Consider the following 20973-nt stretch of genomic DNA (forward strand, 5'->3'; position numbering starts at 1 on the left):
CGTCGGCATGACCAAAGCCACGGCCGAACCGCCCCCCCTGACCCTGACCCTGCCGACCGAGGCTGACACCGCCGCGCTGGGCGTGCGCTTGGCGGGGATCGCCCGGCCCGGGGATTGCATCCTGTTGGAGGGGCCGATCGGTGCGGGGAAAAGCAGCCTCGCGCGGGCCTTCATCCGGGCAAGGCTGGGCCGGGAAGAGGAGGTCCCGTCGCCGACGTTCACTTTGGTGCAGACCTATGATGCAGGCGGGGTGGAGATCTGGCATGCCGATCTGTACCGCCTGACCCACCCGGACGAGGTGTGGGAACTGGGTCTGGAGGATGCGTTTCAGACGGCGATCTGTCTGGTGGAATGGCCCGACCGGCTGGGCGCGCATGTGCCGGAGGGCGCGCTGCGCCTGCGGCTGGAGGCTTGGGGCGACGGGCGGCGCGCGGTGATGTCGGGCGGGCGGGCCGGTATGCGGAAGGCGCTGGGCGATGGCTGACCGGGCGGCAGAAGCGGCGCTGTTCCTTGCGCGGGCAGGCTGGGCCACGGCTGCGCGACAGCATCTGGCGGGCGACGCCTCGGACCGCCGGTATGAGCGGCTGCGCGCGGGGGCTGCGACCGCCGTCCTGATGGACAACCCGCCCGGTGGGGCGGATGACCCTGCCGCCTTCGTGGCCATGGCGCGGCACTTGCGCCACCTTGGCCTGTCCGCCCCCGAGGTGCGGGTGGCCGATACCGAAGCCGGGTTCCTGCTGCTGGAGGATCTGGGCGACGATCTTTATGCGCGCCTGCTGCAAGCCGACCCCCTTAGGGAAGCTGCGCTATATGCCCCTGCTGTCGATGTGCTGTGCCACTTGCAGTCGGCCCCTGCACCGGATGGTCTGCCCAACCTTTCGGCGGCCGAATGGGCGCAGGCGGCGGGCTTTGCGCTGGAGTGGTACGCCTTTGCTGCCACTGGCCGAAAGCCCGCAGCCGACGCATTCCTGACCACACTGGAGGCTGCGATCCGCGCCCATGCCGATGGCCCGCGCGTCCTGATCCTGCGCGACTATCATGCGGAAAACCTGCTGTGGTTGCCCGGGCGGGGCGGGCTGGCGCAGGTCGGTCTGCTGGACTTTCAGCTGGGGCAGATGGGGCAGCCCGGCTATGATCTTGTCTCGCTCTTGCAGGATGCGCGGCGGGATGTGGCACCGGCGACCGAAGCCGCGATGATTGCCCGCTTTGTCGCGGCAACCGGGGCGGTAGCCGAGGCCTTTGCCGCGCAATATGCCGTCCTTGGCGCGCAGCGTGCGCTGCGGATCCTTGGCATCTTCGCGCGGCTGTGTCTGGTGGCGGGCAAGCCCGGCTATCTGCCGCTGATCCCCCGGGTCTGGGCGCAGTTGCAGCGCAATCTTTCGCATCCGGCGCTGGCCGATTTGCGCTTGGTCTGCGATGACGTCCTTCCCGAACCCACCCCCGACCTTCTAAGCCGGATCGCAAGCCAATGTTCCCCTTCCCGCTGATGATCTTTGCTGCCGGGTTCGGCACCCGGATGGGCGCGCTGACGGCGGATCGGCCAAAGCCGCTGATCCCGGTGGCGGGGCGGGCGCTGATCGACCATGCGCTGGATGTGGCGCGTGGCGCGGGCTCGGGCCGTGTCGTGGTGAACGTCCATTACCTTGCCGATCAGATGGAGGCGCATCTGGCGGGATCTGGTGTCGCCATCAGCGATGAGCGGGCGCAGATTCTGGAAACCGGCGGCGGCTTGCGCGCGGCGCTGCCGCTTTTGGGACCGGGGCCGGTTGCGGTCTTGAACAGCGATGGCATCTGGACCGGGGCCAACCCGCTGGCCGAACTTGCCGGTGCATGGGACATAGACCGGATGGAGGCGCTGCTGCTGTTGCTGCCGGTGGACGAGACCCGTGGCCATGGCACGAAGGGGGATTTCCGGCTGGACCGGGATGGACGCATCTCACGCGGGGAGGGGGGCGAGGATCACGTCTATATCGGTGCGCAGATCCTGCAGCCCGGGCGGCTGGCGGGGGTGGCAGAGGCGGCCTTTTCGCTCAACCCGGTCTGGAACCAGATGATTGCCGCAGGCACGGCCTATGGCATCCGTCATCAGGGCGGCTGGTGCGATGTCGGCCACCCGGAAGGGATTGCCGAGGCTGAGCGGCTTCTGCACTCTGCCCGGCATGACTGACACACCCTTGAACCTGTTCGCGCTGCCCCCCGGCGTGGATTTCCCGGCTGAACTGGTGGCAGGGCTGCTGCACCGCATGGCGGGCAAGCCGCCCGAGGCGATGGCGCGGGTCACGCTGATCCTGAACACCCAGCGGATGCGGCGGCGGGTGACCGAGTGCTTTCAGGCCCATGGCGCGCGCTTTCTGCCGCGGCTTTTGCTGGTCACCGATGCGGCAGCGCTTGGCACGGTGCCACTTGCGGCACCGGTCCCGGCCCTGCGGCGGCGGCTGGAGCTTTCGGTGCTGCTGGATGGTCTGTTGCAGACCGGAACCACGGATTTCCCGCGTGCCGCGCTTTATGATCTGGCTGACAGCCTTGCCACACTCATGGATGAGATGCAGGGCGAAGGTGTGCCAGCGGACCGGATCGCCGGGTTGGATGTGGCCAACCATTCGGCCCATTGGGCGCGGACGCAGGCCTTTCTGGGGATCGTGGCGCAAGCGATGGCGGATGACGCCCCGGAGTCGGAGGCACGACTGCGGCAGGCGGTCATCGCGCTGGCCGATGGCTGGGCCATGGCCCAGCCTGCCGATCCGATCATTGTCGCGGGGTCCACGGGGTCGCGCGGGACTACAGCGCTGCTGATGCAGGCGGTGGCGCGGCTGCCGCTGGGCGGGGTTGTGCTGCCGGGTTTCGATTTTGACCTGCCGGGCGCGGTCTGGGCCAGCATGGATGACGCCCTGACCGCCGAGGATCACCCGCAATACCGCTTTCGCCGGGTAACGGAGGGGCTGGGGGTCGACCACACCGCCGTGCAGCGCTGGACCGATGCCAAGGCGCCCGCGCCGGGGCGGAACCGGCTGATCTCACTTTCCTTGCGGCCCGCGCCGATCACGGATCAATGGCTGACCGAGGGGCCGCTTTTGCCCGACTTGCCGCCGGAAACCGAAGGCCTGACCCTGATCGAAGCGCCGGGTGAGCGGGCCGAGGCTTTGGCCGTCGCACTCATCCTGCGGCAGGCGGCGGAAACCGGGCAGCGGGCGGCGCTTGTCACGCCAGACCGCAATCTGACGCGGCGGGTGACGGCGGCGCTGGACCGTTGGGGCATCCGGCCCGACGATTCCGCGGGGCGGCCCTTGGCGCTGTCGGCACCGGGGCGATTGCTGCGGCAGGTCGCTGGGCTGTTTGGCCAGCGGCTGACGGTGGACATGGCGCTTGCGCTGTTAAAGCATCCGCTGAGTTTTTCCGGGCAGGGGGCGGTCTTTGGGCGTGGCCAGCACCTGATCCTGACGCGGGAGTATGAGCTTCACGCCCGCCGCCATGGCCCGGCCTTCCCTTCGGCGGAAAGCGTGGCTGGGTGGGCCGCCGCTTCGGGTCTTGCGGGGGCGGAGGCTTGGGCCGCGGTTCTGGGCGAGGTGATGTGTGGGCACGAAGCCCTTGGACCGATGCCTCTGGCCGGGTTCGTGGCCCGGCATCTGGACCTGACCCGGCGGTTGGCGCGTGGCTTTGCCGAGGCGGGCGATGGCGGCCTGTGGGACAAGGAGGCGGGCGAGACCGCGCTGAAAGCCGTGACCGAATTGCAGGAGGAGGCCGGGGTCGCCGGCATCCTGACGCCTGCCGATTATGCCAGCCTGTTTCGCGGTGTCCTGAACCGCCATGAAGTGCGTGAGACGGAAAGCGTGCATCCGGGCATCATGATCTGGGGCACGCTGGAGGCACGGGTGCAGGGCGCGGATCTGGTGATCCTTGGCGGCCTGAACGATGGCACATGGCCCGCGCAGCCGCCGCCTGACCCATGGCTGAACCGGGCGATGCGCAAGGAGGCGGGGTTGCTGCTCCCTGAACGCAAGATCGGGCTTTCGGCGCATGACTACCAACAGGCGGTCGCCGCGCCCGAGGTGGTGCTGTCGCGCGCCGTGCGCGGGGCTGAGGCGGAGACTGTGCCGTCCCGCTGGCTGAACCGGTTGGTGAACCTGATGGCGGGATTGCCGGGGCGGCAGGGGCCAGAGGCGCTTGCCGCGATGCGGGCGCGCGGGGCGCTGTGGCTGGACCGGGCGGCGGTGTTCGATACCCCGGAGGGTGAGGCGAAGCCCGCGCTGCGCCCGTCACCCCGGCCACCGGTGGGTGTGCGGCCAAAGCGGCTTTCGGTGACCGAGATCAAGACCCTGATCCGCGACCCTTATGCGATCTACGCGCGCCATGTCCTGAAACTGCGCCCGCTTGACCCTTTGCGCCCCGAGCCTGACCCAAGGCTGCGCGGGGTGGTCCTGCATGAGGTGCTGGAGGGGTTCGTGCGGGCGGGGGCAACGTCGCGCGATGACCTGTTGCGGATCGCCGATGCGGTGCTGGCAGAGCGGGTTGCCTGGCCGCTGGCCCGGGCGATCTGGCGGGCGCGGATCGAAAAGGCCGCAGCACCGTTCCTGGCGTTCTCAGCCGGCACGGGCGGGGATCCTGTCTTGCTGGAGGAACGGGGCGCGGCACCGCTGGAGGGGCTTGATTTCACCCTGACCGGCAAGCCCGACCGGATTGACCGGCTGGCGGATGGGCGGCTTCTGGTGATCGACTACAAGACGGGCGACCCGCCCTCGACCGACGAACAAAAGCACTTTGACAAGCAGCTTTTGCTGGCCGCCGCGATGGCAGAGCGGGGGGCGTTCCCGGGGCTCGATCCGGCGGAGGTGGCGCGGGTCGCCTTTGTCGGCGTGAAGGCTGCGTTCAAGACGGTGGAAAACACCCTGCAGCCGGGCGAGGTGGACGAGGTCTGGGAAAAGTTCGGGGCCCTGATGGCCCGCTATGCGAGGGCGACGCAGGGCTATACCGCGCGCCGGGCGATGAAGACGGTCAAGGACGTGTCCGACTATGACCATCTGTCGCGCTATGGCGAATGGGACATGACGGCGGATGCCGTGGCCGAGGATCTGACGTGACGATCACCCCCGCCAGCCTGATGCAGATGGAGGCGGCCCATCCCGGCCGCAACACCTGGCTTTCGGCGAATGCCGGGTCGGGCAAGACCCGGGTGCTGACCGACCGGGTGGCGCGGCTGCTCCTGAACGGGGTGGAGCCGCAGCATATCCTGTGCCTGACCTATACCAAGGCTGCCGCGTCCGAGATGCAGAACCGGCTGTTCAAGCGGCTGGGGGCATGGGCGATGCAGCCCGACGACATCCTGCGGCGCGACCTGCTGGAGTTGGGCGAGGAGGAGATGGCCACGCCCCGCCTTGCCCGCGCCCGGCAGCTTTTTGCCCGGGCCATCGAAAGCCCCGGCGGATTGCGCATCCAGACGATCCACAGCTTTTGCGGCAGCCTTCTGCGCCGCTTTCCGCTGGAGGCAGGCGTGCCCCCCGGCTTTGCCGAGATGGACGACCGCGCCGCCCGCCTGATGCGCTCTGAGATCGTGGAGGAGATGGCCGACACCTTGGCCCCCGCCACTGTGCAGCGGTTGACCGAAGTCCAGAATGGCGAGGATTTCAGCAAGCTGATCGAACAGATCGCCCGGCACCGCGGGTCGTTCACCCCGCCCTTGGGGGCAGAGCGGGTCTGGCGGATGTTCGGGCTGCCAGTGGGGTTCGGTGTGGGCGATCTGCTGGCCGGGGTGTTTCTGGGCGGTGAGGCGGGATGGATGCCTGACGTGGTTCGCATCCTTGCGGCTGGGACCACCACGGATGCAAAGGCGGCGGTGGTGCTGGGCGCGCTTGATCTTGTGGCGCCTGACCTTGCGACACTGACTGCCCTTGAAGGCGTTCTGTTGCACAAGGATGGCTCGAAAGACCCGGCAAAGCACTTTGCCGCCAAGATCGGCGATTTTCCCACCAAGGACACCCGTGCCAAACTGGGTGCGCTGATCGATCCGCTGAATGACCTGATGGGGCGGGTTGAGGCTGCGCGCCTGCAGCGGCTTGCCCTTGCCAGCGCCGAGAAGACCCTTGCCCTGCATCAGTTCGCGGGGGTTTTCCTGCCCGAGTATCAGGCGCGCAAGGCCGCGCGGGGGCTGCTTGACTTTGACGACCTGATCTCACGGGCGCAGGCGTTGTTGACCGACCGGGCGCTGGCGGCATGGGTTCTGTTCCGGCTGGATGGTGGGATCGACCATATTCTGGTGGATGAAGCGCAGGACACCAGCCCCGACCAGTGGGCGCTGATCGAAAGCCTTGCGGCGGAACTGACGGCGGGTTTGGGGGCCAGCAACCGCCCCCGGACGCTGTTTGTCGTGGGCGACAAGAAACAGTCGATCTATTCGTTCCAAGGCGCCGATGTCGTGGCCTTTGATGCCAAGCGTGACCTGTTCCGGGATCAACTCGCCGGGGGTGAGGCGCTGCGGCTGCGGTCGCTGACCCATTCGTTCCGATCCTCGCCCGCGATCCTTTCGGTGGTGGATGCCACTTTCGCCGGCCCGCAGCAGGCGGCGATTGGCGGTGAGGCACGCCATATCGCCTTCAACGAAGGTCTGGCGGGGCGGGTGGATGTCTGGCCCGTGGTGGATTCGGCCAGCAAGCTTGAGCCGGGGCCATGGGAAGACCCGCTGGACCAGCCCCACCCTGAGGATGCCGAGGTGGTGCTGGCCCACGACATTGCCGCGAAGATCAAGGCGCTGGTCGAAGGTGGTGAACAGATCCCGCAAGTGCCGCGCAACGGCGGCCCGTCGGCGCGGCCGGTGCATTATGGCGATTTCCTGATCCTCGTGCAGCGCCGGTCGCCGCTGTTTCATGAGATCATCCGCGCCTGCAAGGCGCTGGGCCTGCCGATTGCCGGGGCTGACCGGCTGAACCTTGGCGGCGAGATGGCGGTCAAGGATCTGACGGCGCTACTGGCCTTTCTGGACACGCCGGAGGATGACCTTTCGCTTGCGGCGGTGCTGCGGTCGCCGCTCTGCGGCTGGTCGGAGCGTGAGCTTTTCCAGCTTGCCCAACCGCGCAAAGGCTATTTGTGGGAGGCGCTGCGCGATCATCCGGGCCACAGCGACACGCGGGCGTTTCTGGATGACATGCGCGGGCAGGCCGATTTCCTGCGGCCCTATGACCTGATCGAACGCGTCCTGCACCGCCATGATGGGCGGCGCAAGCTGCTGGCGCGGCTGGGGGCCGAAGCGGAGGACGGGATTGACGAACTTCTGTCTCAGGCACTGGCCTATGAGACGTCGGATGTGCCCAGCCTGACCGGGTTTCTGGTCTGGATGGGGACGGATGAGGTTGAGGTGAAGCGCCAGCTTGACGCCGAAGGGTCGCGCATCCGAGTGATGACGGTCCACGGTGCCAAGGGGCTGGAGGCGGAGATTGTCATCCTGCCCGATACCGGCGACCGACCCCAGCAGGACCGGGACGAGCTTTATCGCCTGCCGGGGGGTGAGGCGGTCTGGAAGGTCAGGAAAGAGGAAAGCCCTGCGCTGATCTCGACCGAACGGACGGCTCGCACCCTGCGGGAGGCGGCGGAGCGGTTGCGGCTGTTGTACGTCGCGATGACGCGGGCGCGGTGCTGGCTGATCGTGGTGGCCAAGGGCGACGTGAAGCAGGCGGAGTGCTGGTACAACCTGATCCGGGCCGGGGTTGATGCCGCCGGGGCCGAACGGCTGGACGGGGGTGTGCTGCGGCATCGGTGGGGGGATTGGCCGCTGTCGGCTGCGGCGGTCCAACCGGTCGCGCGGGCTGTGGCGCTGCCGGACTGGGCAATGCGCCCGGCCCCCGAGGCTTTGCGTGCGGCTAAGGTTCTTTCGCCATCCGACCTTGGCGGGGCCAAGGCGCTGCCGGGCGAACCCTTGTTCCCCGAGGCCGAGGCCAAGGCGCGCGGCACGGCGCTGCACCTGCTGCTGGAGCGGTTGCCGATGACGGACCCCACCGGGTGGGAGAGTCAGGCAATCGCGCTGATCCCCGAACCCGGCCTTGCCATGGCCCTTCTGGATGAGGCGCGGGCGGTGCTTACCGATGCGTCCCTTGCCCCGATCTTCGCGCTTGATACCCTTGCCGAAGTTGCGGTCGCCGGCCCCTGGAACGGGCGGCAGTTGCTGGGCACGATCGACCGGCTGGTGGTGTCACCCGACCGGGTGCTGGTGATCGACTACAAGTCGAACGCAGTCATCCCCCGGACCCCGGCTGAAGTGCCCGAAGGCATCCTGCGCCAGATGGGGGCCTATGCCCATCTTTTGGGCCAGATCTACCCGGATCGGCGGGTGGATGTGGCGGTCTTGTGGACCCGTGGCCCGGTCCTGATGCCGATTGATCCCGAGATCGTGAGGTTGGCGCTGTCGCGTGCCACGATACCTTGACGTTGCCAGCGCGCGTCCATAGCTTTGTCTCCTGCAATTTCCCCAAGGAGAGATGATCATGGGCGCTGCTACCGTCGCCGTGTCGGACGCCACTTTCGACGCCGAGGTCCGCAATTCGCCGATCCCGGTTGTGGTGGATTTCTGGGCCGAATGGTGTGGCCCGTGCCGCCAGATCGGCCCTGCACTGGAAGAACTTGCCACGCAATACGCGGGCAAGGTCAAGATCGTGAAGGTCAACGTGGACGAGAACCCCGAAAGCCCGGCGGTTCTGGGCGTGCGCGGCATCCCGGCCCTGTTCATGTTCAAGGACGGTCAGGTCGTGTCGAACAAGGTTGGCGCCGCCCCCAAGGCCGCGCTTGAGACGTGGATCAAGTCGGCGATCTGACCCGGAGCCTCCTCGTACGACTGCGTCTTCTCGTCGGAACGGCCAGCGAGGAGTGACGCAGTCATCGACGAGCGCGCCAGCGATGTTTTCCAGAACGCCCGGCCGCGGCCCCCGCGGTCGGGCGTATCTTTGCTTTCCATCGTGGCCGTTTTCCTGTATGCGCCCGCCATCTGAGACGTGAGGCCCGCCCCCGGGGCCCGTGCGAAGGATTTGGGGGAAGGGCGGCAATGGGGCCGCCGGATATAGGGACACCGGCAGGGGCCGGCGTGTTCCAGAGGAAATGATACATGTTCAATGTGACGAAAAAATCAATCCAGTGGGGCAAGGAAACGCTCTCGCTGGAAACCGGGAAAGTTGCGCGTCAGGCCGATGGGTCGGTGATCGCGACGCTGGGTGAGACCCAGGTGATGGCCAACGTGACCTTTGCGCGCAACGCAAAGCCGGGCCAGGACTTCTTCCCGCTGACGGTGCACTATCAGGAAAAATACTATGCCGCGGGCAAGGTTCCCGGCGGCTTCTTCAAGCGTGAGGCGCGGCCTTCCGAAAAGGAAACGCTCACCTCGCGTCTGATCGACCGGCCGATCCGCCCGCTGTTCGTTGACGGTTTCCGCAACGAAGTGCTGGTCATGGCGACCGTTCTGTCCTGCGACCTTGAGAATGATCCCGACATCGTCGCCATGATCGCCGTTTCGGCGGCGCTGACGATTTCCGGCGTGCCGTTCATGGGCCCGATTGGCGCAGCCCGCGTTGGCTTTTCCAACGGTCAGTATGTGCTGAACCCGGCCATGGATGACATGACGCAACTGCGCATGAAGCCCGAGCAGCGGCTTGATCTGGTCATCGCTGGCACCAAAGACGCCGTGATGATGGTGGAATCGGAAGCCTATGAGCTGACGGAAGAAGAAATGCTGGGCGCGGTGGTGTTCGGTCACGAACAGATGCAGCCGGTGATCGACCTGATCATGGACTTTGCCGAAGAGTCGGCGAATGAGCCGTTCGATTTCAGCCCGCCGGATTATTCGGACCTCTATGCCAAGGTAAAGAAGGCCGGCGAAAAGCAGATGCGCGCTGCGTTTGCGATCCGCGACAAGCAGGAACGGACCAACGCCATCGAAGCCGCGGTTGACGCGATCAAATCCGCGATGAGCGAGGAAGATCAGGCTGACGCCAACCTTTACCCGGCGATCAAGAAGCTGGAAGCGGCGGTTCTGCGCGGCGACGTCGTGAAGAACGGCACCCGGATCGACGGGCGCGACACCAAGACCGTCCGTCCGATCACCTGCGAAACCGGCATCCTGCCGCGCACGCATGGCTCGGCGCTGTTCACCCGTGGGGAAACCCAGGGTCTGGTGATCACCACGCTTGGGACGGGCGAAGATGAGCAGATCATCGACGCGCTGAATGGCAACTACCGGTCGAACTTCATGCTGCACTACAACTTCCCCCCCTATTCGGTGGGTGAAGTCGGCCGCGTCGGTTCGCCCGGGCGTCGGGAGATCGGCCACGGGAAACTGGCATGGCGCGCTTTGCAGGCGGTTCTGCCTGCGCCGACCGAATTCCCCTACACCATCCGCGTGGTGTCCGAGATCACCGAGAGCAACGGTTCGTCCTCGATGGCGTCGGTCTGCGGTGGGTCCTTGTCCATGATGGACGCGGGCGTGCCGCTGAAAGCCCCGGTTGCCGGTGTGGCGATGGGTTTGATTCTGGAAGATGACGGCAAATGGGCGGTCCTGACCGACATCCTGGGTGATGAAGATCACCTTGGCGACATGGACTTCAAGGTTGCGGGCACCTCGGCAGGCATCACCAGCCTGCAGATGGACATCAAGATTGCCGGCATCACGCCCGAGATCATGAAGCAGGCGCTGGCACAGGCCAAGGATGGGCGTCTGCACATTCTGGGCGAAATGGCCAAGTCGCTGACTTCGGCCCAGGCGTTCAGCGCCTATGCGCCGAAGATCGAAACGATGAGCATCCCGACCGACAAGATCCGGGAAGTCATCGGTTCGGGCGGCAAGGTCATCCGCGAGATCGTGGAGCTTTCGGGTGCTAAGGTCGACATCAACGACGACGGCATGATCAAGATCGCCTCGAACGACGCCGCCGCCATCAAGCGCGCCTATGACATGATCTGGTCGATCGTGGCCGAACCCGAAGAGGGCAAGGTCTACACCGGCAAGGTCGTGAAACTGGTCGACTTCGGCGCCTTCGTGAACTTCTTCGGCAAGCGTGACGGCTTGGTGCATGTGTCCCAGATCGCCAACAAGCGCCTGACCCATCCGAATGAACTTCTGAAGGAAGGCCAAGAGGTCAAGGTCAAGCTGCTGGGCTTCGATGATCGCGGCAAGGTTCGGTTGGGCATGAAGATGGTCGATCAGGAAACCGGCGCTGAGATCGTTGAAAAGAAAGAGGAATCGGCTGAAGGCTGACGTCTTTTCGAACACTAGGTTCAAGGCCCCGGGGGACACCTCGGGGCCTTTTGCTTTTGTGGGGTTGCGGCAGGAAAACGCCTCCGATATGTTATAGTATAACATATCAAGCGAGCGATCCATGCCCGAGACCACCCTGCAAGACACCCGCCTGCCTGTCACAGTTCTTTCCGGCTTTCTTGGCGCGGGGAAAACCACCCTCCTCAACCATGTCCTGAACAACCGCGATGGCCGCCGTGTCGCGGTGATCGTCAATGACATGTCCGAGGTGAACATCGACGCCGACCTGATCCGCGAAGGAACAGAGCTTTCCCGGGCCGAGGAAAAGCTGGTCGAGATGACCAACGGCTGTATCTGCTGCACCCTGCGCGATGACCTGCTGGTCGAGGTGCGGCGGTTGGCGGCTGAGGGGCGGTTTGACTATCTGATGATCGAAAGCACCGGCATTGCCGAACCGATGCCCGTCGCCGCGACCTTCGACTTTCGGGATGAAGCGGGCGAAAGCCTGGCCGATGTGGCGCGGCTGGATACGATGGTGACGGTCGTGGACGCGATCAACCTGCTGCGCGACTTTGCCAGCCATGATTTCCTGGCAGACCGGGGGGAATCCTTGGGCGAAGACGATGAACGGACGCTGGTCAACCTGCTGACCGACCAGATCGAATTTGCCAATGTGGTGATCCTGAACAAGGTCCGCGACGCGGGGCCGGAACGCGCCGATGCGGCCCGCAAGATCATCAAGGCGCTGAACCCAGACGCCCGGCTGATCGAGACTGACCATTCTGCGGTCACCCCGGATGCCATCTTTGACACCGGCCTGTTCGACTTTGACCGCGCGGCAGAGCACCCCCTTTGGGCCAAGGAGCTTTACGGCTTTGCCCACCACACGCCCGAAACCGAAGAATACGGCATCTCCTCATTCGTCTACCGCGCCCGCCAACCCTTTCACCCGGGCCGCATCCACGCTGTTCTGAACGGGGACCTGCCCGGTGTGATCCGCGCCAAGGGGCATTTCTGGATCGCCAGCCGCCCGAACTGGGTGGCCGAGTTTTCCTTGGCTGGGGCCGTGTCCTCGGTCGCGCCCTTGGGCGGTTGGTGGGCAAGCGTGCCTAAGGAGCGCTGGCCCACGCACCCAGACGCGCTGGCCGAAGTAGCCCGCAAGTGGCAGGAGCCCTGGGGCGACCGGCGGCAGGAGCTGGTCTTCATCGGTCACGGCATGGATGAGGCTGATCTGCGCGCCAAGCTGGACGCGGCCCTGATCCCCGCCAGCGCCTTTACCCCCGAGGTCTGGGCCGATCTGCCTGACCCGTTTCCCGGTTGGCGGCGCAAGGCGGCATGAGCAACCTCACCTCTCCCCGCAGCCGATGGCAGCGGGGTGATCCCATGGCCGCCTATGATCGGCTTCCCCCCGATCTGCGGATGTGGCTGGCCGGGGCCGCGCTACCGTGGAGCGCGGCCTCAGTTCACCGGCTATGGAGGCGCGCGCTGCGTGAAACGGGCTGCCCCAAGGTGGCGCAGGACCGGCTGTCCGCTGCCGAAGCAAGAACCCTTGCGCGTGAGGCGGCCAAGGTCTGGGGCGCCCGGTACCCATCCCAGGCCTGCGGAAAACACAGGTGAGGTGGATTGGCGGCTGCGTCAGCTGCGGCTGGGCGTTCTGGACAGATACCGCAGGCGCACACATTCAGCGAATTTGACCAAAGCCAACCGGTACTGGAACACAAAGACCCTCAGCTTTTCCGCTTCCGTCAAGTTCGGATCATTTGCGGTTCTCAGCAGGGCGTTGCGGGTCGGGATCAGGTAGCTGAAGAGCGCCCGCTTTTCAAAAGTGCCAAGCACTTCATGCTGGTGAAAGTTGCCGACAAGGCGCCGCGCCTTCTTGGCCATTGCGGCAAAGCTGTCCCGGGCGGGGTGGCGGATCAGGGTCGCGTCGCTCAGGACAATCTGGCTGCCCAACTCGGCCGCGCGGAGACCCCATTCAGAGTCGCCGCCAGAGAAGGCGTATTCACTGAACGGACCGACAAGGTCGAACGCAGCGCGGGTGGTCACAAGATTGGCGGTGGCACACCAGCCTTCTTCGACATAGGTGTCTTGCTTCAAGGCATGGACACGGTCGCAAAGCTCGGCCGTGGTCCAGGTCTCACCCTTGGGGAAAAGCTCGATTTCGCCGGCGATGCGGTCAATCGGGCGGAGACGCGCCAAAGCGGCAAGGCCATTTTCGATCCAACTGCGGTCTGGCTGGCAATCGCTGTCCGTGAAGAACAGCGTATATCCCCGCGCCTCACGCAGGGCGGCATTGCGGGCCGCGTAGCTGCCCGGTGTCGGAACGTGGATGACCCGGACGTTCGGAGCAAGCTTCAGCGTGGCAGGAAGATCGGGCGAGGGGTTGTTGTTGGCAACGATAACCTCAAACCGGTCTTGCGCTATGCTTTGATTGGCAAGGCAATCAAGGCATTTGGGCAAGACGTGCCAGTCTTCATACGTTGGGATTATCACACTGAGTTCTGGCATCATCCCCGGACCTGCACTGTGTGATTGGTCTGCGCACACGTGGGGGTATTGCAGCACGGTTCCGGTGGCGTCAAGATTGCAGGGCCGGACAAGGGTGACGGGCAATCTGGCCGGAACGGAAACCCTGCGGCCGAAGCCGCAGGGGCCATGGTGCCGCGCGTCAGGCGGGCGACTTCGCGAAGCGCAGGTAGGGCAGGCGAATGTCCAGATCGCCAAAGCGTTCCTTGGCCTGATCGTTGTTCAAGGCCAGCGCCACGATCACATCCTGACCCGGAACCCAGTTGGCCGGTGTGGCCAGCGGCACGCCGTCGGTCTTTTGCACCGCGTCCAGCGCGCGCAGGATTTCGGCGAAGTTGCGGCCCACGCTCATCGGGTAGGTCATGGTCAGCCGGACCTTCTTGTCCGGCCCAATGATATAGACCGTCCGCACCGTGGCCGAATGGGCCGGGGTGCGCCCTTCGGTCGGCAGGTAATAGTCGGCGGGCAGCATGTCATAGGCCTTGGCCACAGTCAGGCTGCTGTCGTCGATGATCGGGAAATCGGCAGCCGCGCCGCCAAACGCTTCGATATCGCGCTTCCACTTTTCGTGGTCGGCGGTGCCGTCGACCGACACGCCGATCACCTTGGTTTTCCGCTTGGCCCATTCCGCCGCAAGTTGAGCAACGGCAGCGAACTCGGTCGTGCAGACCGGCGTGAAGTCACGCGGGTGGCTGAAGATGATGCCATAGCTGTCACCCAGCCATTCGTGGAACCGAATGGTGCCGGCGGTGCTGTCAGCGGTGAAATCGGGGGCGACATCGTTGATGCGAACGGACATGGAAGACCTCTGTCTTATGGCGGGACTATTCTGGGGTGAACATATGGGATGTGGGACAATGTTTCATCCCCAAGCATCAATCCGGCGGAAGAAAGGAACGAAATCCTGTCTGCGTTGGAAATAGCAAGGGTTTCTTCCCCACACCGCCATGCCGGGAGGGCGATGGTTCAGTCGAAAGTCCCCGTCACCCGCCCGAACAGCATGAACGCCCGAGAGGTGCGCGTATCCGACAAGTCAGCCAGTTCCGCGTCTGTCGCATTGGGTTCGAACGCGGCGAAGGTTTTGTCGAAGGTCCGCAGGAAATGGTGTGCGGCATCGCGGAAGACCGGGTCTGCCTTCATCCGCGCCGCCGTCAGCGCCAGCGAGGTCCGGTCGCGGATGCCCCCAAGGGCGGCAATCGATCGGCCACGCTCGCCTGCCGAAAAGCGGCGCCAGAGATCGGGCTGGCAGAGGTCGGGTTTCAGATCATCCATGTAGATGCCGTCCTGACTGAGCAGCGTCAGCACGTCCTGCGCCGCGCGGATCAGCTTGGCGACGGTCCGGTCCTCCAGCGCCAGCCGCAGGGCGCGAAAACCCTCCTTGTCGTCGGGTGTTTCGGGAAACTGCAGCGCGCGGACGAAATCCGCCACCGTAAGCGGGGACCGCAGATCCTCGGCCGGGGTGCCAAGCGCAAGGGCGGGCTGTTCGGCGGCGGTATCAACCACGGGCTGCGCCAAGGCCACCTTGCGATCAGCCGATGGCACCGAAAGCGCGGAATCGCGGCGCGAGGTGAAGGTGGCCAGCACCGATTCCGCCTGACGGGTTGCGGCGGCAATCTCGTCGATCTTGCGTTCGACCGAAGGGGTCATCCCGCCGCCTTGCGGGGCCTGCGCCTGCGCCTGCACATAGCTGGACCGCATCGCTTCGACCGTGGCTTGCAGGCGGGCAGCCTCGGCCCGCAATTCGCGCACGGATCGCAGCGTGGTCACGACGGTCCAGATCAGCGCCACGGGCAGGAACACCATCAAAAGCGTCATCACCAGACCAAAGGTCCGGGCATCATTGCCGGGCGGAGTGATCAGCACATAGCCAAGGATCAGCAGCACCCAGAACAGGCTGAGGATCGCGCCGCCAACCTCCAGCCCGCGGCGGGACGGGTCTTCCGGGCGCATGGGCGGGGGGGGAAGTGCCGGACCCTGACCCTTCGCCAGCATGGCGGAAGGTCGGGGCCTGGCTTCCTTGCTGGGTCGTTCCTGGGTGGGTTTCATCAGGGCCTTCCCTGATCAGACGTAACGGATCGACAGGATTTCATAGGACCGGGTGCCCCCCGGCGTCTTCACATCGACGGAATCGCCCTCTTCCTTGCCGATCAGCGCCCGCGCCAAGGGGGAGCGGATGTTCAGCAATCCGTTTTCGATATCGGCCTCGGTCTCACCGACGATCTGATAGGTCTTTTCGTCGCCGTTATCCTCATCGGCCAGCGTCACCGTCGCACCAAACTTGATCGAGCCGGAAAGTTTGGTCGGGTCGATCACGTCGGCCAGCGACAAGGTGCCCTCAAGCTCCTTGATGCGGCCTTCGATGAAGCCCTGCTTTTCACGCGCGGCGTGGTATTCGGCATTTTCCGACAGGTCACCGTGTTCACGCGCCTCGGCGATGTCGCGAATGATGGCCGGACGGTCAACCGTTTTCAGCTGCTTCAATTCTTCGTCCAGCGCGACATAGCCACGCCGGGTCATCGGGATCTTTTCCATTGGCCTTCCACACGAAAAGAAGAAGTCACGGGTCGGTTTTCGACCCATGACTTCGGACTTGTCTTGCGCTCACCTGACCCGATGGGGCGTGCAATTGCAAGGGGGGATGCCGGGGACGGGTGGCGCATCGTCGCAGCCGGGACAGAAAGTTTCGCGTGGTACTGGCGCCTTGTGGTGATGTTGCGTCACGGTTGACCTTGGGGCCGTCCTGCGGCAACAGGAAGGCCGCGAAAAGCCAGTGTTTCAAGACGGGCAGGGTTCAGGCGGGCAGGGCCGTCAGGAAGAGGACAAGCGATGACTTCGATCCAGCGCGAGAAGATGGACTATGATGTCGTGATCGTCGGCGCCGGGCCTGCGGGCCTGTCCGCGGCGATCCGCCTGAAGCAGTTGGATCCCGACCGGTCGGTCGTCGTGCTGGAAAAAGGGTCCGAGGTCGGGGCGCATATCCTTTCGGGCGCGGTGCTTGATCCGTCAGGGCTGGACGCGCTGTTGCCCGACTGGCGGTCGATGGATGCGCCGATCACGACGCCGGTGACGGAGGACAACTTCTACATGCTTGGCCCCGCCGGCCAGATCCGGATTCCGAACTGGCCGATGCCGCCGCTGATGTCAAACCACGGCAACTACATCGTCAGCATGGCGAACGTCTGCCGCTGGATGGCCGGTGTGGCTGAAGGGCTGGGGGTCGAGATTTTCCCCGGCATGTCCTGTTCGGAACTGGTCTATGAAGGCGATACGGTCGTGGGCGTAGTGGCGGGCGAATTCGGCCGCGACCCGGAAACCCGCGAACCCGGTCCATCCTACGAACCGGGGATGGAGCTGCGCGGCAAGTATGTCTTCCTGTCGGAAGGCGTGCGCGGCAGCCTGTCAAAGCAGGTGATCGAGAAATATCAGCTGTCCAAAGGCCACTGCCCGCAGAAATACGGTCTGGGCATGAAGGAAATCTGGGAGATCGACCCCGAAAAGCACCATCTTGGCCGGGTCACCCATACGATGGGCTGGCCGCTTGGCAAGAACGCCGGGGGCGGCAGTTTTATCTACCACCTTGAGAACAATCAGGTTTATGTCGGCTTCGTGGTGCACCTGAACTACGAAAACCCGCATCTGTACCCCTACATGGAATTCCAGCGCTTCAAGCATCACCCCATGGTCGCGGAACTCTTGAAAGGCGGCAAACGCATCGCCTACGGCGCGCGTGCGATCAGCGAGGGTGGCTGGCAGTCGATCCCCAAGATGGTGGCTCCGGGCGTGGCGCTGCTGGGGTGCTCGGCCGGGTTGGTGAACGTGCCGCGCATCAAGGGCAACCACAACGCCATGCTGTCGGGCAAGGCCGCCGCCGAAGCTGCTCATGCCGCGATCACGGCTGGACGGCAGGGCGACGAATTGGCTGGCTATGAGACCGAGGTGCGCACGGGTGCCATTGGCCGCGACCTGAAAAAGGTTCGCAACGTCAAACCCCTGTGGTCGAAGTACGGTCTGGTCGCCAGCCTGATGGGTGGCGGTGTGGACATGTGGCTGAACACGGTGGGCCTGACCGCCTTTGGCACCCTGCGGCACGGCAAGTCCGACGCCGCCGCCACTGGCTTGGCCAAGAACCACAAGCCGATCGACTACCCCAAGCCCGACGGCAAGCTGTCGTTCGACCGGCTGACCAACGTCGCCTTCAGCTTTACCAACCATGACGAGGGCCAGCCCGCCCATCTGGTGCTGAAAGACCCCTCGGTCCCCATCGCTATCAACCTGCCGAAATACGCCGAACCCGCGCAACGCTATTGCCCGGCGGGGGTGTATGAGGTGATCGGCGAAGGCGATGACGCGCGGTTTCAGATCAACTTCCAGAACTGCGTTCACTGCAAGACCTGCGACATCAAGGACCCGTCTCAGAACATCAACTGGACCACGCCCATGGGCGGTGGCGGGCCGAATTACCCAAATATGTGACGCCTCACGCAAGCGTGTTGCCGAAACATGGGCCGGAAACCGGGCCGGACCGCAAGGTCCGGCCCGCCTGCATTGCCTTGCCCGCCTTGGCCCGCTACCGTTTGTCCGTCGCGCCCAAGGAGAGCCTCATGCCCCACGCCGTTTCCCGCACGTTGACCGCGCTTGTGATGGCCGCCGTGCTTGCCACCCCGCTGCGGGCGGACGGAGATGGCGACGCAGGTGCCTATCTGGCGGCCCGCGTCGCCGAGTCCGAGAATGATTTCCGCGCGGCGGCGGGCTGGTACGGCAAGGCGATCCTGTCGGATTCCGGGAACGCCCGCCTGCTGGAAGGCGCCATCCTTGCCGAACTTGGCAACGGTGATTTCGCCATCGCCGCCGAAGCCGCGCGCCAGTTGAAGGCCCTTGGCGGGCCACCCAGCCAGCTTGCCGAATTCGCCCTGCTGGCGGATGAGGCCCAGCGTGAGGATTACGCCGCCATCCTTGCCGCCGCCGAAGGTGACCGCGATCTGGGCGAGCTGGTGAACGCCCTTGTGCAGGCCTGGGCACATGTCGGCGCGGGCAAGATGTCGGAAGCCATCACCGCTTTCGATGCCGTGATCGCCACCCCGGGGCTTGAGGCGTTTGGGCTGTACCACAAGGCGCTTGCCCTTGCCTCGGTCGGGGACCTTGAAGGGGCCGATGCCATTCTGTCCGGTCGGGCCTCGGGTCCGATCTTCGTCATGCGGCGGGGGGTCTTTGCCCATGCCCAGATCCTGAGCCAACTGGAACGCAATGCCGAGGCGCTTGCCCTGCTGGACAGCTCTTTTGGCACCGGCCCCGACCCGATCATCGACGATCTCCGCCGCCGCCTGCAGGCCGGAGAGCCGCTGCCCTTCGACACCGTCCGCACGGCCCGCGACGGGATTGCCGAGGTGTTCTTCACCGTCTCCACCGCCCTGAACGGCGAAGCGGATGCCGTCTACACCCTGCTGCACCTGCGGGTGGCCGGCTATCTGCGGCCGGACCATACCGATGCGCTCCTGCTGACCGCCGATGTCCTTGACCGGCTGGGCCAGCTTGAGCTTGCGGTGGAAACCTATGCGCTGTTCACGCCGGACAGCCCGGCCTATGTGGCGGCGGAAATCGGCCGCGCCAATGCCTTGCGGGCGCAGGGCAAATCCGACGCAGCACTTGAGGCGCTGCAGGCGCTGGCCCGCAGCCATGGCACGCTGATCGGCGTGCAGTTCGCGCTGGGCGACTTGTTGCGTATGGAAGAACGCTTTGATGAGGCCGAGGTCGCCTATACCGCCGCTCTCGACCTTTTGCCCGAGATCGGACCGGATGATTGGGTGCTGTTCTTCTATCGCGGCATTTGCCATGAACAGTCGCAGGATTGGGCCGCTGCCGAAGCTGATTTTCGCCGCTCGCTGGACCTGAACCCGAACCAGCCCCAAGTGCTGAACTACCTTGGTTATGGTCTGGTGGACCGTGGCGAAAAGCTGGAAGAGGCGCTGGGTCTGATTGAAAAGGCCGTCGCGGCCGACCCCGAAAAAGGCTATATCATCGACAGCCTCGCCTGGGCTTATTTCCGGCTTGGCCGCTATGAAGACGCGCTGGAGCCGATGGAACGCGCGTCGCTTCTGGAACCGGTCGATCCCATCGTGACCGACCATCTGGGCGACGTCTACTGGATGGTCGGCCGCAAGCTTGAGGCGCAGTTCCAGTGGCGCCGTGCCTTGTCCTTCGACCCGACCGAGAAAGACGCCGAACGTATCCGTCGCAAGCTGGACAAGGGTCTGGACACCGTGATGGCCGAAGAAGCGGCTGGGGCCGTGCCGGTCAAGGCCGCCGAGGTTGGCGACTGACCATGCCGACTGATCCGGTCGCAGAAGCCGCGCCCGCGAAGATCAACCTTTGTCTGCATGTCACCGGGCGGCGGGCGGATGGCTACCATCTGCTGGACAGTCTGGTGACTTTTGCCGGGGTTGGTGATCGGGTGACCGTGACCCACGGCAAAGGGCTGGCGCTGGACGTGACCGGCCCCGAGGCGGCCCTGCTGGTGCCGGAAGCCGACAATCTGGTACTGCGAGCCGCCCGGGCCATGGGGGTGGCGGATGCGCAACTGGCCTTGTGGAAGACGCTGCCCGTTGCATCGGGCATTGGCGGCGGATCTGCGGATGCCGCCGCAACGCTGCGGGCGCTGTTGCGGTTGACAGGACGATCGTTGCCCTCTGCCGAAAAGGTTCTTGCGCTGGGGGCGGATGTGCCCGTGTGTCTTGCGCTGCAGCCTGTACGGATGCAGGGAGTGGGTGATCTTCTGTCACCCTTGCCCCGGCTGCCGGACATCTGGTGCGTTCTCGTGAACCCCCGCGTGCCAGTGCCGACGCCGCAGGTTTTCGCCGCCCTGACCACGCGCCAGAATCCCCCCGTGCCAGACATTCCGCCGGAGACGCTCCAATCGGCTGCCAGCTTTGCCGCATGGCTTGCCACCGCAACCCGCAATGACCTTGTTCCCCCGGCCCTGACCGTGGCCCCCATTCTGGCGCAGGTGCAGACGGCCCTTTCTACCACGGACAGATGCCTTCTGGCCCGCATGTCGGGGTCGGGTGGGACCCATTTCGGGCTTTTCACAACCCAGGCTGCCGCCGAGGCCGCCGGGCAGAGGCTTCGCAAGGCCCGGCCAGATTGGTGGATCGTTTCATCCGCCCTTCAGCGCTAGACGGCCTGGTTCGGAGGCTTTCCAGCCTCATTTCAACCATGCGACTGGCATGTCC

General features: G+C 65.2%; 16 protein-coding genes. 12 read left to right on the forward strand and 4 right to left on the reverse strand.

What is annotated here, in order from left to right:
* Window positions 1-7: 7 nt before the first annotated feature.
* The 9 genes from tsaE to EI545_RS11625 all read left to right on the forward strand — a co-directional run bounded on the left by tsaE (window position 8) and on the right by EI545_RS11625 (window position 12838).
* Window positions 8-484 carry a tRNA (adenosine(37)-N6)-threonylcarbamoyltransferase complex ATPase subunit type 1 TsaE gene (gene tsaE, locus EI545_RS11585; protein ID WP_125325623.1) on the forward strand — a complete coding sequence of 159 codons (477 nt, stop codon included), beginning with the start codon at window positions 8-10 and terminating at the stop codon, window positions 482-484.
* The gene (locus EI545_RS11590; protein WP_125325624.1) at window positions 477-1487 is read left to right on the forward strand and encodes an aminoglycoside phosphotransferase family protein; all 1011 of its coding nucleotides are present in this window, start codon (window positions 477-479) and stop codon (window positions 1485-1487) included. Before tsaE ends, EI545_RS11590 begins: the two co-directional genes overlap by 8 nt.
* The gene (locus tag EI545_RS11595; protein WP_125325625.1) at window positions 1469-2167 is read left to right on the forward strand and encodes a nucleotidyltransferase family protein; all 699 of its coding nucleotides are present in this window, start codon (window positions 1469-1471) and stop codon (window positions 2165-2167) included. The genes EI545_RS11590 and EI545_RS11595 overlap by 19 nt, the downstream gene beginning before the upstream one ends.
* A complete protein-coding gene (addB, locus tag EI545_RS11600) occupies window positions 2160-5075 on the forward strand; it encodes a double-strand break repair protein AddB (protein ID WP_125325626.1) in 2916 nt (971 codons plus the stop codon). The genes EI545_RS11595 and addB overlap by 8 nt, the downstream gene beginning before the upstream one ends.
* On the forward strand, window positions 5033-8407 hold the full coding sequence (gene addA, locus EI545_RS11605; RefSeq protein WP_425471554.1) for a double-strand break repair helicase AddA: 3375 nt from the start codon (window positions 5033-5035) through the stop codon (window positions 8405-8407). The genes addB and addA overlap by 43 nt, the downstream gene beginning before the upstream one ends.
* Before the next feature lie 58 nt (window positions 8408-8465).
* A complete protein-coding gene (gene trxA / locus EI545_RS11610) occupies window positions 8466-8792 on the forward strand; it encodes a thioredoxin (RefSeq protein WP_125325627.1) in 327 nt (108 codons plus the stop codon).
* A gap of 287 nt (window positions 8793-9079) precedes the next feature.
* On the forward strand, window positions 9080-11221 hold the full coding sequence (gene pnp, locus EI545_RS11615; RefSeq protein ID WP_125325628.1) for a polyribonucleotide nucleotidyltransferase: 2142 nt from the start codon (window positions 9080-9082) through the stop codon (window positions 11219-11221).
* 121 nt (window positions 11222-11342) lie between these two features.
* The gene (locus EI545_RS11620; protein WP_125325629.1) at window positions 11343-12560 is read left to right on the forward strand and encodes a GTP-binding protein; all 1218 of its coding nucleotides are present in this window, start codon (window positions 11343-11345) and stop codon (window positions 12558-12560) included.
* Window positions 12557-12838: a DUF6525 family protein gene (locus tag EI545_RS11625; protein WP_125325630.1), complete on the forward strand. Its 282-nt coding sequence runs from the start codon at window positions 12557-12559 to the stop codon at window positions 12836-12838. Before EI545_RS11620 ends, EI545_RS11625 begins: the two co-directional genes overlap by 4 nt.
* A gap of 18 nt (window positions 12839-12856) precedes the next feature.
* On the opposite strand, the gene EI545_RS11630 is transcribed toward EI545_RS11625, so the two are convergent.
* The 4 genes from EI545_RS11630 to greA form a co-directional block, all read right to left on the reverse strand.
* Window positions 12857-13714 (reverse strand): glycosyltransferase family 2 protein, encoded by an 858-nt coding sequence (locus EI545_RS11630; protein ID WP_164517276.1) that lies wholly within the window; start codon window positions 13712-13714, stop codon window positions 12857-12859.
* 175 nt (window positions 13715-13889) lie between these two features.
* Window positions 13890-14546, reverse strand: a complete 657-nt coding sequence (locus EI545_RS11635) for a peroxiredoxin (RefSeq protein ID WP_125325632.1) — start codon at window positions 14544-14546, stop codon at window positions 13890-13892.
* Window positions 14547-14713: 167 nt separating this feature from the next.
* Window positions 14714-15697 (reverse strand): hypothetical protein, encoded by a 984-nt coding sequence (locus EI545_RS11640; protein ID WP_245989969.1) that lies wholly within the window; start codon window positions 15695-15697, stop codon window positions 14714-14716.
* Window positions 15698-15808: 111 nt separating this feature from the next.
* Window positions 15809-16279: a transcription elongation factor GreA gene (gene greA / locus EI545_RS11645; protein ID WP_125325633.1), complete on the reverse strand. Its 471-nt coding sequence runs from the start codon at window positions 16277-16279 to the stop codon at window positions 15809-15811.
* Between the two features lie 294 nt (window positions 16280-16573).
* On the opposite strand from greA, the gene EI545_RS11650 reads away from it, so the two are divergent.
* The 3 genes from EI545_RS11650 to EI545_RS11660 all read left to right on the forward strand — a co-directional run bounded on the left by EI545_RS11650 (window position 16574) and on the right by EI545_RS11660 (window position 20918).
* Window positions 16574-18220, forward strand: a complete 1647-nt coding sequence (locus tag EI545_RS11650) for an electron transfer flavoprotein-ubiquinone oxidoreductase (RefSeq protein ID WP_125325634.1) — start codon at window positions 16574-16576, stop codon at window positions 18218-18220.
* Window positions 18221-18348: 128 nt separating this feature from the next.
* Complete coding sequence (locus EI545_RS11655; RefSeq protein WP_125325635.1) at window positions 18349-20064, forward strand: tetratricopeptide repeat protein; 1716 nt, start codon at window positions 18349-18351, stop codon at window positions 20062-20064.
* Between the two features lie 2 nt (window positions 20065-20066).
* Window positions 20067-20918, forward strand: coding sequence for a 4-(cytidine 5'-diphospho)-2-C-methyl-D-erythritol kinase (locus EI545_RS11660; protein WP_125325636.1), 852 nt, complete (start codon window positions 20067-20069; stop codon window positions 20916-20918).
* Window positions 20919-20973: the final 55 nt, after the last annotated feature.

Origin of the sequence: Tabrizicola piscis (assembly GCF_003940805.1) — a bacterium.
Classification (GTDB): domain Bacteria; phylum Pseudomonadota; class Alphaproteobacteria; order Rhodobacterales; family Rhodobacteraceae; genus Tabrizicola; species Tabrizicola piscis.